Here is a 14,285-nt window from a genome sequence, read left to right as displayed (position 1 = left end):
AACTGTGAGCCGCGCACAGGACGGTCGGGCGAAGGCCGCGGGGCCGTCGACGACACATGACGCGCAGCGCGTGATCCGTCGTCGGCCCAAGAACCGCCGTGCGCAGATCGCCTCCGAATCGGCCGCCGCCTTCGGATCGCTGGGCTATCACGGCGTGAGCATGGAGGAGATCGCGGCGCGGCTCGGCATCTCCTCGGCCGCGCTGTACCGGCACTATCCGAGTAAGTACGCGCTGTTCCGGGAGGAGTTGCTGCGGCTGGCGGCGGCCGCGGTGACCGCGGTGACGTTGCCCGCGCGCGCCGCCGAGCGCCCGGCCGAGGAGCAGCTGGGCATGGTCATCGACGCGATCGTCGCCGAGACGATCGGCAATCGCCCGACAGCGGCGTTGGCACGGTGGGAGGCCCGATATCTGAATCCGGACGACCGAGTGCTCTTCGACGAGCGGTTCAGCAGCGCCATCTCCACGTTGCGCGCCCTGATCGGCGGTGTCCGGCCGGAGCTGTCCCGGCGGGACCGGCTGGTGCGCGCCGTCGCCGTGTTCAGTGTGGTCAGCAGCATCGGTGATCATCATGCCCAGCTGCCGGCGAAAGCGCTGGCGGTGGTGCTGAGCGAGGCCGCGTGGTCGGTGGTGCGGGCGGATCTGCCGAGTGCCGATGTCGCCGTGCCGGAGCCGCCACCGGCGGCCGAGATTCCCCAACTGTTCAAACATCAGGTCCTGATCGACAAGGCCGTCGAGTTGTTCCATGAACGCGGCTATCCCAATGTGAGCGTGGAGGATATCGCGGCGGCAGCGGACCTGTCGGCGGCCTCGGCGGTGTATCGCTACTACCGGAGCAAGGACGCTCTGCTGGCGGCGGCGTTCCGGCGGGTCGCCGATCGGATGGCGGCCGTGATCGCACCGGCGGTGGAATCGTCGCCATCCTCGTCGGAGGCGTTGGACACGCTGATCGGTCTCTATGTCGACGGCTCGTTCGCCGAACGGGAACTGACCTTCGTGTACTACGCGGAGTTCGGCAATGTGAGCACCTACGAACGCACGGTGCTGCGCAATATCCAGCGGCTGGTCGTGGCCGAATGGGTGGAGCTACTGGTGGATTCCCGGCCGCGGTTGCCCCGGGCGCAGGCGCGCATCCTGGTGCACGCCGGATTCGGGCTGGTGGTCGGGCTGGGGCGACTGTTCGGCAACGATCAGCGGATCTGCCCGCGCGAGCACGTGGTCGGATTGATGGCGACGACGCTGTTCGGTCACCCCGCTCCGTAGCGGACTCCGCACTCAGTGGCGAGAATATCGAGAAACTTAAATGTCGAAGTGGTCAATTAATGCTCACCTATTGCCATTGATCGGATCAGAATTGTGAGTAACATAGTGGCTGTGGTTCCCGCAGCCGGAGGGGTGTGCGTCGGACCGGCGAAACGTACGGAGAGAGGACTGGCATGACAACGGCAACGCAGCCTTGGGAGCCGAATTACACCGACCCGCACAGTGATTCGTATGTCGTGGAGGAGTCGGTGCCGGTGTCGCGGGCGGCGGAAGCCGATCGCGTACCGGACTCTGCCGGCACGCGACTGCCGCCGTTGCCCCTGGCGCGGACCCGCATTCACATTCCGGACTTCTACCGGTCGCCGCGCAAGCGGCCGGCGCAGTTGCCCGACTCGCTCGACTTCTGGATGTTCGCCGGCGCCGCCGCCAATGTCGCGATGCAGTTCGCCCATCCCGCGGTGGCCGCCGGTGTCATGGAGAGCACCGTGGAATCCGGTGCGCTGATGGTGCATCCGTGGAAGCGGCTGCGAACCACGGCCTCCTATCTCGCGGTGGCCATTCTCGGCACGCCCGAGGAGAAGAAGGAATTCCGGGAGGCTGTCAACGTCGCGCACCGCCAGGTGCGTTCCAAGCCCGGATCCAAGGTCAAGTACAACGCCTTCGACCGGCATCTGCAGCTGTATGTGGCGGCGTGTATCTACATCGGCTTCGAGGATTCTCACCAACTCATCAACGGCAAGATGTCACCCGAGGAACTCGAGGCGTTCTATCAGGGGGCGGATACGTTCGGCACCACCTTGCAGGTACATCCCGATATGTGGCCGAAGACGCGGGCCGAATTCGACGAGTACTGGGTCGAGGCGTGCCGGCAGGTGATCGTCGACGACGCTTTCCGCGCGTATATCGGTGATCTGCTGCATCTTCGGATGATCCACTGGTACCTGCGGATCCTGTTCGGTGGTCTGCTGCGCTTTCTGACCGCTGGATTCCTGCCCCCGCATTTCCGCGAGCAGATGGGCGTGGAGTGGAGTGCGGCCGATCAACGCCGGTTCGAGCATCTGTTCCAGTTCGTCGGTTTCGTCAATCGCTTCATTCCCAAGTTCATCCGGTTCTCCGGAACCAAGATGATGATGCGGGACGTGCAACGCCGAATTCGCAAACAGACCGTGCTGGTATGAGCGTTCGGCGCGAGCGGAGCCGCTGACGGTGGTGTGCGGGGTGGATGCCGAGGGGTCCACCCCGCACACCCGGGTCCGGCCGGATGTCCGGCCGGAGGCTCGGTGCGCGAAGGGATCAGGCCTGTGGCTGGGCGCTACCCGACAGCCCGGTTCCGCGGCGGGTGAACGGATTGCGCAAGCGCGGCTTCGTTTTCGTGGCTGTCGGCCGCGCGGTCTCCGGAACCGCCGGGCGCTCCGCCGTCGTCTTCGCGAGATCCCTGCGCGTGGCGTTCATTTCACGGCGCGAGTGGCGCAGTTCGCGCCGGATCTCCGCGTGTCGGCGTGAAGCCGAGAACGCGCCGAGCAGGGCGATGCCCAGGCCGAGCATCCCGACTGCGCCGACCGCGGCGCCCGCGGTGAACAGTTCGTTCTGAGTGGGGGTGAAATGGGCTCCGAAAACGGTGAATTCAGTCGCGAGCACGTGGGTGTCGCCGGAATTGGCTATGGCGGCGGCCACTCCGACGACCAGTGCGGCGAAAAGAATGATCAACCCGATGAATACGATCATGGCTATTACCGATTCTCAACCTCGATGGACTCTTGTAGTCCCGATATAGCCGCCCTCGGGATCGTCAAACAGATCGGATCCGCACGCCCGGTGACGGCTCAGCCGGCCAGTGAGCGGGCGATCACCAGACGCTGAATCTGGTTGGTGCCCTCGAAGATCTGGGTGATCTTGGCCTCGCGCATATACCGTTCGACCCGGAAATCGCGGGTGTAGCCGTATCCGCCCAATACCTGGACGGCATCGGTGGTGACCTTCATGGCGGCGTCGGTGGCGACCAGTTTGGCGACCGAGGCATTGCGCGAGTACGGCTGTCCCGCATCGCGACGGCGAGCGGCGTCGAGGTAGGTGGCGCGGGCGGAATCCACCGCGGCCGCCATATCGGCGAGCAGGAATCCCAGTCCCTGATGGTCGATGATCTTGCGGCCGAACGCGGTTCGCTGCTGGGCGTAAGCGACCGCCTCGTCCAGCGCCGCCTGTGCCAGGCCGGTCGCGACCGCGGCGATGCCGAGCCGTCCCGAATCCAGTGCGCTGAAGGCGATCTGGAGCCCCTGGCCCTCCGCGCCGATCCGGCGCTCCGCCGCCACGAGGGCATTGTCGTAATGCGCCGAGGTGGTCGGAACCGCGGTCAGTCCCATCTTGTCCTCGGGCTTGCCGAAGCTGAGCCCTTCGGTGCCGGCGGGGATCAGGAAACAGGAGATGCCGCGCGATCCCTCACCGGTGCGGGCGAATACGTTGTAGAAGTCGGCGATGCCGCCGTGGGTGATCCACGCCTTGGTGCCGTTGACACGGTAGCCGTCGGTGGTCGCGGTGGCCTTGCAGGCGAGTGCGGCCGCATCGGATCCGGCCTGCGGTTCCGACAGGCTGTAGGCGCCGATCGTGCTGCCGCCCAGCATCTCCGGAAGCCAGCGCCGCTGCTGTTCCTCGGTGCCGAATGCGAACAACGGATGGCAGGCCAGCGAATGGACGCTCACGGCCACCGCGATCGCCGCCCAGCGGGCCGCGATCTCCTCCAGTACCTGCAGATACACCTCGTAGGGCTGACCGCCGCCACCCCATTCGACCGGATACGGCAGGCTCAGCAGCCCGGCCTCGCCCAGAGTCGCGAACACGCCCTCGGGATAGGTCTCGGACTTCTCGTGTTCGTCCACGATGGGCAGCAGTGTCTTGTCCGCGATATCGCGGGTGAGCCGGATCAGATCGTGCGCTTCGGTGGTGGGTAGCAGGCGGTCGACGGGCACGGCGACTCCTCTGGGATGCGAGACAGCGGCGAAAACAGTACTGAATTACTGGGCAGAGTACTGATTGTGAACAGTACTGCAAAGCCCCGCCCAGTACTATCGCGGGTATGGACCAGCTCACCCGGCCCGAGTTCGCCACCCGGCGGCGCAGTGAACTCTTCGATGCCCTGGTCGATTTGTTCCTCGCCGAGGGGTTCGCCCACCTGACTCTCGACGACATCGCCGCCCGGCTGCGGTGCTCGAAATCGACCCTGTACGCACTGGCGGGAAGTAAGGAGCAGTTGGTCCGGGTGGCCACCGTGCACTTCTTCCGGCGCGCCACCGATGCGGTGGAGTCCGAGGTGGCGCGACTGTCCGGTGCGGCCGACCGCATCACCGGCTACCTGTCCGCGGTGGGGGTCGCGCTCTCGGCGGCCTCCGAGCGCTTCATGAGCGACCTCGATGCCTTCGCGCCGGCCCGGGAGGTCTACGAGATCAACACCCGGATCGCCGCCGATCGGGTTCGCGAACTCGTCACCGAGGGGGTGGAGGCGGGCGAATTCCGCGATGTCCACGCGGCATTCGCGGCCGATCTCGCGGCGGCGATGATGGTGCGTATCCAGCAGGGCGGCGTGCGCGCGGCGACCGGACTCGACGACGCTATGGCCTACCGGGAGCTGGCCGGCTTGCTGACGGCCGGTATCAGCCGCTGAGCCGGGTGTGTGTTGGCGCACTAATAGTTTGTGTATTAACTATTAGTGCGATAGCTTTATGTCCGACCCGAGGAGGTGGGATATGAAGACCGAGGTCGAGGACCCGTTGCGGCTGGACCGGCAGGTGTGTTTCGCCCTGGCCGTCGCGAATCGATCGGTGCTGACGGTCTACCGCCCGCTGCTGGAACCGATGGGGCTCACCCATCCGCAGTATCTGGTGATGCTGGCACTGTGGGGCGAGGCGCCGATGTCGGTGAAGGCCATCGCCGAGGCGATCCAGCTCGATTCCGCGACGTTGTCCCCGCTGCTCAAGCGACTCGAGGCCGCCGATCTCATCACCCGCCGCCGCGACCGCCGCGACGAACGCGCGCTGCTGATCGATCTGACCGACGCCGGCCGCGCGCTGCGCGCCCGGGCCGAGCGCATACCACCGGCCGTCGTCGAGCGGTTGGGGGTGAGCCTCGCCGATCTCGAGGAATTGCGCGAGGTGCTGACCCGCGTCAACTCCGCCGCCCGGCGGGCCGCCGAAATTCAGGGAGCCGGCGATGAGTGAGCTCGAGCCCAATCCGATTCAGCGAGTGCGTTATATCTGCGGTGCGACACTGCCGCCGTCGATGCGCGAGTGGGTGCTGCGGGATCTGACCGGGCCCGGCGCCGCACGCCGCTACCTGGTGCGATTCCTGGTGCCGGTCATCCCGGTGCTGTGCCTGTTCCTACTGATCCCCGGCCCGCTGTGGATCGGTCTGTCGATGATGGCGCTGCTGTACATACCGCTGATCTACTTCACCGTCGCGCTGATGTACGTGTACCGGCGCCACCGGCTGCTGCGGCACGGACTCGACCCCGAACTCGCCGATATCGGCGAACGCCGCCGCGCGGCCGAGGAACGCGAGCGCTACGAACTACGGCACGGGCGCGGCTGAACACGCCCGCGGTCGCGTAAACCACCGCCGCCGAACCGATTCCGTGACGCGCCGTCGAGCCGGTTCGCGGCGGCCGCCGCTGATTCGGGGTGTACTGTCATTGTGTCGGTGATCGATCGAGTACCGCCGGGCGCCGAGGCGTACGGCCGATTCGTCGGCCGGACGAAAGCGTCGAAGGCGGGTCCGGGTCACCGTTCGCAGGAAAGGGCATCCGATATGAGCGAGCAGCCGAATCTATTCAGCCACGGTCCGGTACCGATCGAAACGCCGGCGCCGGCCGGTGGGGTAGCGCACCGGCCCCTGTTCCGCAGCGCCGGTTCGTCGGCCGCCGGACCCGACGGCACGGAGACGCCGGTCGACGACGGCGTCCGCTGATCCCGGTTCCCGATGCCGATCTGTTCGTCTGCTCGGACACGATTCGGCAACGGGCGTGTGCTCCCGAGGGGCGGTCGTTTTCGTCGCCACCTGCGGTGAGCCACAGTTGTTACCGAAAGTGATGCGAAAGCTATATCACTCGGGTCCGGACCGTTAGCAAACCCTCATCTGATGGTGGAAATAGCCGACTATCGGTTAATTCTTGGGGCCTGGCGGGTTTTCGTGCTCCGGTAGTGTCGATTCGGCAATCATTTGGCTATCGAATCGGCGGGGTTTTCACGTCCAGGTGTCACCTGCCCGGGAACGGAGCCCGGCGTGAGTGCTGTGACTTTCGGTCTCCCGGATATCCGGGAGTACGCACATCGGCTGTCGGCCGGCATCACCGATACGCCCTCGCTGCGGGTGGCCGCCGAGACCGCGGCGGCCTGCGTAGCCGCGGGGATGGCCGGACTGGCGATGATGCTGCCCATCAGCCGATCCTGGCTGTCACCCGGCTCGGCCCTGCAGGTCGACCTGCTGATCTTCAATATGCCGCTGGCCCTGACCGCCGGCGCGTTGATCGCGGTGATCGCGGTGTCGGTGTCGGCCGCGATCGGTAGCAGCCGCCTGGCCTGGTGCGCGGTGTTCTGTGCGACCGCGGCGATGCTCGTGAATCACGTGCTGCTCGTCCGGTTGGAGACCCGGACGTTGTCGACGCTGAACTACGTCGACTCGATGCTCGCCGGGGTCATCCTCGGCTGTCTGGCGGCGGCCGTCTGGGATCGGCGTGCCCCGGCCGGGGGTTATCTGTTCGGTGCGCTCGGCTCGATCCTGGTCGCCGATCTCACCCAGGCGCCCGATTTCGCGTCGACCGCGCCGGGGGACGACCTGCTGCGCGGTGCGCCGCCGGTCTGGCTGATCCTGGTTGCCATCGTGCTGATGCTGATCACGGCCGTGTTGTTCCGGCAGGGCCGCCGGTCCGAGCCCGAAACCCTGTCCGTCGTGCCGCTGAAACCGGTGGTCTCCGGTGTGGTGATCGTCTCCGCGATCCTGGCCACCTCGGTGTGGCTGGCACGCAGCGGCGCCGTGGTGACGATCGTGGCAGCCGGTGCGGTCCTGCTCCTCGCGACCGCGGCCGCGGCACTGCTGCTGCCGGAGCGAGACGGGATGCTGGTGGTGGTGATGGTCGCCTTCGCCTCGGCCGGATCCACCGTGCTGACCGTGCCCCGGCCCGGCTGGTCGACGATTCTGATCGTGCTGACGGCCGGCGCGGGCATGTACGTGGGGTGGCGGCGCCGCAAGCCGTTCGCGGCGGTGGCGGCGTCGGTGGTGCTGGCGGTGGCGGCCGCGGTGACCGCGGTGGTGGTCGACACGACGACCGCGGCGGTGACCGTCCCCGGCTCTCTCGTCCTCGCCGCGGTCGCCGGGTACGCGGTGGGCAGTGCCGTCGGCCCGCGCGCGACCAGCGCCGTCATCGGGATCACGATCCTGTTCGTCCCGTCGGCCGGCGTGGCCCTGCAGGGCCGGGATATCGGCCGGCTCGCCTACTCGCAGACGTGGTATCGCAGCGCGGATGCCGGGCATACGGCGCTGCCCGGGATCGCGGCGGCGGGCCTCGGAATCGGCTGTGCCGCGATAGTCCTGCTGATCGATCGGCTCCGGCCGGACCGCGGCGGGGCCCCGGAAGTCCCGGCGTCGCGCGAGGCCGCCATCTCGGGCGAATACGCCTCAGGCTCGGCGTAATTCGCTGACCACCTGAAAATCGACGCCGTCGGCCCCAGCGAGGAACACCGGCTGGGTGGTGTGGGCGCCGCGGACCTTCACCTCACCGCGCGGGCCGCCGTACCGGACCCGGCCCGCATGCCGTTCGATCTCGCGCACATCGAGGCTGCGCGCCGCTTCGGCCAGGGAGGCGAACAACAGCAGACCCTCGTAACAGGATTCGCCGATATTGTTCAGCGCGGGCGCGAAGGTGCCGTAGCGCGCGGTGTAGCGGCTGCCGAAGTCCATGGCCGCCGGCGATATGACGCTCTCGAAATAGCCTGAGGCGGTGAACAATCCGTGGGTGCTGTCGGGGCCGCCCGCGTACAGCACATCCTCGCCGATCATCATGCTCAATCGCAGCCGGTGCTCGTCGAGTCCCGCGTCGGCGAAGGCGCGATTGAACGCCGCGCAGTCGGCGCCGACCATGAACAGCAGGACGCCCTGTGCCGACGAGGTCCGGATGAGGTCGAGCGCGGGCCCGAACGCCCGGCCGCCCAGCGGCACGTACGCCTCGCCGACGATCTCGATATCGCACAGTGCCGCCGATTCGCGGGTGACCCGGGCCGTCTCGCGCGGCCAGACGTAGTCGTTGCCGATGATGCACCAGCGCCGGATGCCCTTCTCCGCCCGCAACCAGCGCAGGGCGGGAAACAGTTGGTGTTCCGGGGTCTCTCCGACCATGTACACCCCGTCGGAATTCTCCCCGCCCTCGTAGAAGGTGGTGTAGATGTAGGGCACCCGGCCGGCGGTGCGGGGTGTGAGCACCCGGCGGGCATTGGACAGATGCCAGCCGACCACCCCGTCGATGGCGCCGGTGCCGATCATCCGGTCGATGCGCTGAGCCAGCAGCGGCAACGGCGCGCCCGCGTCGACCGTGTGCAGTCGCACCGGTCGTCCCAGAATTCCACCCGCGCGGTTCACATCCTCGACCGCCAGCGCGGCACATGCCTCACACGACGGGCCGAACAGACCCGCCGGCCCGCTACCGGGCACCACCAGCGCGATATCGACGGTCTCGCGCCCGCCGCGGGAGTTCGACATCGTCATCGAAACCTCCGCCGCCGGAATCATCGTTGTTGTCGAATAGTCGCTCCCCGGGCTGCCCATGTTAACGACAGTCCACGGCGGCGCCGAGTCCGGACCTCTCCGCAGTGGTGGGAGGCCATCTCTTGCAAGATACCCCCATAGGGTATATGTTCGGGTGGTTGCCGGAGCCGATGAGAGGAGCCGTTGCCGTGGACGACACCGAATACGGAACCGTGGTGCTGGATGTGCGCGGGCTGGCATGGGCGAGCAGTCAGGACACCGCGGCTCGCGTACTGCGGCGCCGCCCCGGGGTGGTCGCGGCGGCGATCAACCCCGTGGCCCAGACCGCCACCGTCACCTTCGACCCGGCCCGCACCTCGGTGCGCGACCTGCGTGGCTGGCTGCGCGATTGCGGATTGCACTGCAGCGGGCAATCCGTGCCCCGGCATCTGTGCGATCCTCTGGCCGAACCGTCCCACGCCGACGGCGTGTCCCCGCACGCCGGACACGAGGCGGGATCCGACGGTGACCGCGACGCCGGGATGCACGGGACCCACGCCCACCACGACATGTCGATGGCGGATATGGCCGCCGATATGCGCAATCGGTTCCTGGTCGCGCTGGTGTTCTCGGTGCTGGTCATGCTCTGGTCGCCGATGGCGACGGATATGTTCGGCATCGACCTGCCGGTACCGTTCGGGCTGCGGCAGGACGTGTGGGCGCTGATCCTGAGCCTGCCGGTGATCGGGTACTCCTCGACGATCTTCTTCACCGGGGCACTGCGGGCACTGCGGGCTCGCACTCTCGACATGATGGTGCTGGTCGCGGTGGCGATCGGGGCCGGCTGGCTGTATTCGCTGGCGATCACGATCAGCGGCGGCGGCGAGGTCTTCTACGAGGCGTCGACCATGCTGGCCACCTTCGTCCTGCTCGGGCACTGGTTCGAGATGCGGGCGCGCGGCGGCGCCACCGATGCCATCCGCACCCTGCTGGATCTGGCCCCGCCGCGCGCGGTGGTGCTGCGCGACGGCCGGGAGGTCGAGATTCCGACCGCCGAGGTCGTCGTCGGAGATCTGCTGCTGGTGCGGCCCGGCGCGAAGATCCCGGTGGACGGCGTCGTGACCGAGGGCGACAGCGAGGTCGACGAGTCGATGGTCACCGGCGAGAGTCTGCCGGTGCACAAAGAGCCCGGATCCGCGGTGATCGGCGCGAGTATCAACGTGGACGGCACCCTGCGGGTGCGCGCGGACAAGGTCGGATCCGACACCGCGCTCGCGCAGATCGTGCAACTCGTGCAGCAGGCGCAGAATTCGAAGGCTCCCGGGCAGAAGCTGGCGGATCGGGCCGCGTTCTGGCTGGTCCTGGTGGCGCTGATCGGTGGTGCCGCGACCCTGCTGGGCTGGTTGCTCGCCGGGGCGACCTTCGCCACCGCGATGCTGTTCGCGATCACCGTCGTCGTCATCACCTGCCCGGACGCACTCGGGCTGGCGACGCCGACGGCGATCATGGTCGGCACCGGGCTGGGCGCCCGGCGCGGCGTGCTGTTCAAGAACGCGCTGGCACTGGAGACGTCGGCCCGCGTCGACGTGGTCGTGATGGACAAGACCGGCACCTTGACCAAGGGGGAACCCGAGGTCACCGAGTTCGTGACCAAGGAGACCGAGCCGTCGCCGGAACTACTCGCGGCGGTAGCGGCGGTGGAGCGGGAGTCCGAACATCCGCTCGCGCAGGCGATCGTGCGCTATGCCGACGCCCACGGCGCCGTCCGGCGGCGTGCCGAGGGTTTCGAGAACGTGGCCGGGCACGGCGCGATCGCTACCGTCGAGGGACATCGAGTGGTCGTCGGCAACCGGCGGCTGCTCGAACGCGAAGGGATCGAACTCGGCGACTGGGCCGGTCCCCGTGCCGATATCGCGGAAGGCGGACGCACCGCGGTCCTCGTGGCGATCGACGACAAGCCGGTCGCGGTCGTCGGGATCGCCGACGCGCCTCGCGACACCGCCGCGGACGCGGTCCGCGAACTGCACGGGCTGGGGGCCGAGGTCGTGATGCTCACCGGTGACAATCGGGCCACCGCCGACCGGATCGCCGGGGAACTGGGGATCGATACCGTGATCGCGGAGGTCCTGCCCGGCGACAAGGCCGCCACCATCGCCGAATTGCAGTCCGCAGGAAGAAAAGTCGCGATGGTCGGCGACGGCGTGAACGACGCCCCCGCACTGGCGCAGGCCGATCTCGGCATCGCGATCGGCGCCGGCACCGATGTGGCCATCGATACCGCGGACGTGGTGCTGATGCGTTCGGATCCGCTCGATGTGCCCACCGCGCTGCGGATCGGGCGGGGCACCCTGCGCAAGATGCGTCAGAACCTGGCGTGGGCGGTCGGATACAACACCGTCGCGTTGCCGATCGCCGCGGGGGTGTTCGAGCCGGCCTTCGGATTCACGCTGCGCCCCGAGATCGCCGCCCTGACCATGTCCGGATCCAGCATCATCGTCGCGCTGAACGCGGTGTCGCTCAAAGGGCTTCGGCTCCCGCAGCGCTCCGCCTGACCGCCGCGGCACACAAGATCAGTCGAGTGCCGACAGTCCGGGCGCCGCGGCATCGCGGGGGACCAGGGCCGAGATCTGTGCGCACAGCTGCCACGGGCGCTCGGTATCTGTGGTGGCCTTGCCGCTGGTCAGGATGGCTCCCGCAAGTCCGCGGCGGAGATCGGCCCAGCCGTACTGGGTGGTCAATCCGCTCCGGCCGAAGTGGGATTCGGTGTGCGGGCCGAATTTCGACCGCCTCCCGCCCAGTTCGAATCCGGCCCGGCTGACCCGCCCGGCGATACCGGGGATCCGCGGCGCTGGCCGGATCGCGTTCCGCAATATCTCGGGGGACAGAACGCGCACGCCGTCGAGTTCGCCTCCACGGCTGAGTATTTCGTAGAAGCGCGACAGTTCCGCGGCGGTCGTGACGAGATTGCCCGAGGGCAGTTCCGCGGTGAGGAAGTCGCGGATCGCCGACTCCGGCATGGACGAGCTCATACCACCGCCGAGGGCCTTCCCGGCCACCACCGACCACGCCCGTGACGGCCGCGGCCCGGTGCGCACACTCGGCACCACCCGGCCCACGTCCTCGGGCCGCACACCGAAGTTGGTCCAGCGGAAACCCAGCGGATCCAGCACCTGCTCGGCCAGATGGTCGCGCATCCGCTTCCCGGTCGCGCGCTGCACCAGCAGGCGCAGGATCAGTCCGCTGGTCAGCGCGTGGTAGACGCGGAAACGCCCGGGCGGCCAGCTGGGCCGCAGCTCGACGAGGGCCCGCACCGCGACCTCCTCGTCCACGACGGCGTCGAATCCCCGATAACCCGCCGGCATGAACGGCACCCCGGCCGCGTGGCCGAGCACATCGGCGATGGTGATTCGGCCCTTGCCGTGCGCCGCGAATTCCGGAATGTAGTCGCACACACGGTCTTCCGCGGCGAACACGCCCTGCTCCATCAGCATCGACATCACCGTCGCGGCCACGCCCTTGGCGGTGGAGAAGCCGCAGAACGGGGTGTCGACGGTGATCGGTTCGCGGTCGGCGTCCGGGCCGTCGGCGGGAGCGTTACCCCGGCCGTGACCGATCGCCCGGTTCAGCGCGATCGAGCCGCGGCGCCGCAGACAGATCTGGATGGCCGGAGTGGTGCCGAGCCGGTACCACGCGCGCACCGACTCCCAGATGGCCTCGACGTCGGCGCGGGTCAGCCCCGCCGCCGCGGGATCGTCCTCGGGGCCGACCGCGGTGACGGCGTCCAGGTCGGCGGGAATGCAAACCATCGGGGTGCTCACGGCGCCAGCATAGTGAGCCGGACGATCGGCGCAGGTCGAGCGCTCAGCGGTGCGTATCGCGGGCGCTCACGGCCTTGCCCGGCGCCCGCACCGCGTAGGCCGGCTCGCGACGCTACAGCGGCGGCCCGACCGGCTCGGCGGTATGCCATCCCACGCTGGTCACCGACGGCTCCAGGCTCAACCGGCTGACCGCCGATTCCATCTGCCGATCGTCGCGCTGATCGCCGACCAGATTCGCGCGCACCTGCACGCGGCCGGCGTCCGCGGCATTCGCGCTGGCGACGGCGACGAGCCGGAAATCGGTCCGAGACAACGCCTGTACCAGCAAGGCCCGTACATGCGCCTCGTGCGCGTCGTCGGTGACCGCGGTGAACGCGTAGTGCGCCGGCTGTTCGTCACCGGACTCCGGCTGGCGGTCCACCGCGCGGCCGGCCGCGCGTAACGCGATGTTGACGATGACGACCGCCACCGTTCCCGCCGCCGCCGTGCCGTACATCCCCGCCCCGGACAGCGCGCCGACCGCGGCGGCGCACCAGAGGGTGGCCGCGGTGTTGAGTCCGCGCACGTTCAGGCCGTCGCGGATGATCACACCCGCGCCGAGAAAACCGATACCGGAAACGATCTGAGCCGCGACCCGGGTGGGATCGGCCGCGCCCCCGTGGAATCCGTGGGCCGACAGCAGTACGAACAACGCCGCTCCGGCCGAGACCAGCGCGTTGGTCCGCAGCCCGGCCATCCGGGCCCGGTACTGGCGTTCGAACCCGATCACCGCGCCGAGGCCGACGCCGGTCGCGAGGCGCAGCAGCATTTCCCAAGTCGACATGTGAACACCCTTCGATGGAGGGCGAGGGACTCGCGCGCAGGCTACCGCGACGGATACGCGCGGCGCGGGACACGGGAGTGGCCGCCCGGTGAATTGTTGGCACAGTGACGTCTGTGACTGTCGTCCGGCATTGCGACCACCTCCTTTCCATGCGCGCCGGAAGGTAGTAAACACCGGTCACACCCCGTCGGCAACCCGTATTCCAGGGGTGGCGCGGTGCGTATCCGGCGGCGGGCGCCACCGCGTGATTCGAACGGCTCGGTCCGGGTAGTACGTCCCTGAGCAGGGGGCGACCGTGCCCTGTATGGCCGAAACCGGGAAACGGAGGTGCCATCATGACCGGACCACAACCGGCCCGCACCAGTACGTCGGAGCCCACTCGGGAACGACGACGGTGGAAGCCGACAACCCGTCGGCATGCCGGTGAGGGGATCGAGGACACCGGAAACATTCCGGGCATCGTGCTGTGTGCCCTGGGGGCCGTGGCGCTGGCCCTCGCCCTGACCGCGGCCGGATACGGATTCGCCGGCTGGGCGATCGTGGCCGGAGTCGTCTGCGCGATCTGCCTGATCGGCGGCATCACCTGGCTCGTGGTCGAGAGCCGGCGGACCAGTCGCCGTGACCAGTGGGAACCCATGCAGCGGCAGGGGCACTGAACCGA

14 protein-coding genes are annotated in these 14,285 nt (G+C 68.3%); 9 read left to right on the top strand and 5 right to left on the bottom strand.

All coding sequences use genetic code 11. The features are described 5' to 3' along the window. Window positions 1-4 precede the first annotated feature (4 nt). Window positions 5-1,261 (top strand): TetR/AcrR family transcriptional regulator, encoded by a 1,257-nt coding sequence (locus tag LKD76_RS23405; RefSeq protein ID WP_227983557.1) that lies wholly within the window; start codon window positions 5-7, stop codon window positions 1,259-1,261. Window positions 1,262-1,434: 173 nt separating this feature from the next. Next, window positions 1,435-2,439, top strand: a complete 1,005-nt coding sequence (locus LKD76_RS23400) for an oxygenase MpaB family protein (RefSeq protein WP_227983556.1) — start codon at window positions 1,435-1,437, stop codon at window positions 2,437-2,439. Window positions 2,440-2,554: 115 nt separating this feature from the next. Here LKD76_RS23400 and LKD76_RS23395 read toward each other — a convergent pair whose 3' ends face one another. Both LKD76_RS23395 and LKD76_RS23390 read right to left on the bottom strand, forming a co-directional pair. Next, entirely contained in the window at window positions 2,555-2,986 is a 432-nt protein-coding gene (locus tag LKD76_RS23395; protein WP_227983555.1) for a hypothetical protein, read from the bottom strand. Between the two features lie 98 nt (window positions 2,987-3,084). Further along, on the bottom strand, window positions 3,085-4,224 hold the full coding sequence (locus LKD76_RS23390; protein ID WP_227983554.1) for an acyl-CoA dehydrogenase family protein: 1,140 nt from the start codon (window positions 4,222-4,224) through the stop codon (window positions 3,085-3,087). A 107-nt stretch (window positions 4,225-4,331) separates the two neighbouring features. Here LKD76_RS23390 and LKD76_RS23385 point away from each other — a divergent pair, with 107 nt between their 5' ends. From LKD76_RS23385 to LKD76_RS23365, 5 genes are all read left to right on the top strand, one after another. After that, window positions 4,332-4,916, top strand: a complete 585-nt coding sequence (locus LKD76_RS23385) for a TetR/AcrR family transcriptional regulator (RefSeq protein WP_227983553.1) — start codon at window positions 4,332-4,334, stop codon at window positions 4,914-4,916. Window positions 4,917-4,998: 82 nt separating this feature from the next. Further along, window positions 4,999-5,469 (top strand): MarR family winged helix-turn-helix transcriptional regulator, encoded by a 471-nt coding sequence (locus tag LKD76_RS23380; protein WP_227983552.1) that lies wholly within the window; start codon window positions 4,999-5,001, stop codon window positions 5,467-5,469. Next, the gene (locus LKD76_RS23375; RefSeq protein ID WP_227983551.1) at window positions 5,462-5,839 is read left to right on the top strand and encodes a DUF5313 family protein; all 378 of its coding nucleotides are present in this window, start codon (window positions 5,462-5,464) and stop codon (window positions 5,837-5,839) included. Before LKD76_RS23380 ends, LKD76_RS23375 begins: the two co-directional genes overlap by 8 nt. A gap of 108 nt (window positions 5,840-5,947) precedes the next feature. Next, window positions 5,948-6,214, top strand: coding sequence for a hypothetical protein (locus LKD76_RS23370; protein WP_227983550.1), 267 nt, complete (start codon window positions 5,948-5,950; stop codon window positions 6,212-6,214). A gap of 315 nt (window positions 6,215-6,529) precedes the next feature. Beyond that, window positions 6,530-7,936 carry a hypothetical protein gene (locus LKD76_RS23365; RefSeq protein ID WP_227983549.1) on the top strand — a complete coding sequence of 469 codons (1,407 nt, stop codon included), beginning with the start codon at window positions 6,530-6,532 and terminating at the stop codon, window positions 7,934-7,936. On the opposite strand, the gene LKD76_RS23360 is transcribed toward LKD76_RS23365, so the two are convergent. Further along, entirely contained in the window at window positions 7,922-9,004 is a 1,083-nt protein-coding gene (locus LKD76_RS23360; protein WP_227983548.1) for a substrate-binding domain-containing protein, read from the bottom strand. The two genes, LKD76_RS23365 and LKD76_RS23360, sit on opposite strands and share 15 nt — an antisense overlap. A gap of 170 nt (window positions 9,005-9,174) precedes the next feature. On the opposite strand from LKD76_RS23360, the gene LKD76_RS23355 reads away from it, so the two are divergent. Further along, a complete protein-coding gene (locus tag LKD76_RS23355; protein WP_372465920.1) occupies window positions 9,175-11,535 on the top strand; it encodes a heavy metal translocating P-type ATPase in 2,361 nt (786 codons plus the stop codon). A gap of 18 nt (window positions 11,536-11,553) precedes the next feature. On the opposite strand, the gene LKD76_RS23350 is transcribed toward LKD76_RS23355, so the two are convergent. Beyond that, window positions 11,554-12,801: a serine hydrolase domain-containing protein gene (locus LKD76_RS23350; protein ID WP_227983546.1), complete on the bottom strand. Its 1,248-nt coding sequence runs from the start codon at window positions 12,799-12,801 to the stop codon at window positions 11,554-11,556. Window positions 12,802-12,913: 112 nt separating this feature from the next. Then, on the bottom strand, window positions 12,914-13,624 hold the full coding sequence (locus tag LKD76_RS23345; RefSeq protein ID WP_227983545.1) for an MgtC/SapB family protein: 711 nt from the start codon (window positions 13,622-13,624) through the stop codon (window positions 12,914-12,916). A gap of 335 nt (window positions 13,625-13,959) precedes the next feature. Here LKD76_RS23345 and LKD76_RS23340 point away from each other — a divergent pair, with 335 nt between their 5' ends. Further along, the gene (locus tag LKD76_RS23340; RefSeq protein ID WP_227983544.1) at window positions 13,960-14,280 is read left to right on the top strand and encodes a hypothetical protein; all 321 of its coding nucleotides are present in this window, start codon (window positions 13,960-13,962) and stop codon (window positions 14,278-14,280) included. The last annotated feature ends 5 nt before the right edge of the window (window positions 14,281-14,285 follow it).

This window comes from Nocardia spumae (genome assembly GCF_020733635.1).
GTDB classification, from domain to species: Bacteria; Actinomycetota; Actinomycetes; order Mycobacteriales; family Mycobacteriaceae; genus Nocardia; species Nocardia spumae.
Note: the sequence above shows the minus strand (reverse complement) of the source record. Positions and strands in the feature narration are given on the sequence as shown.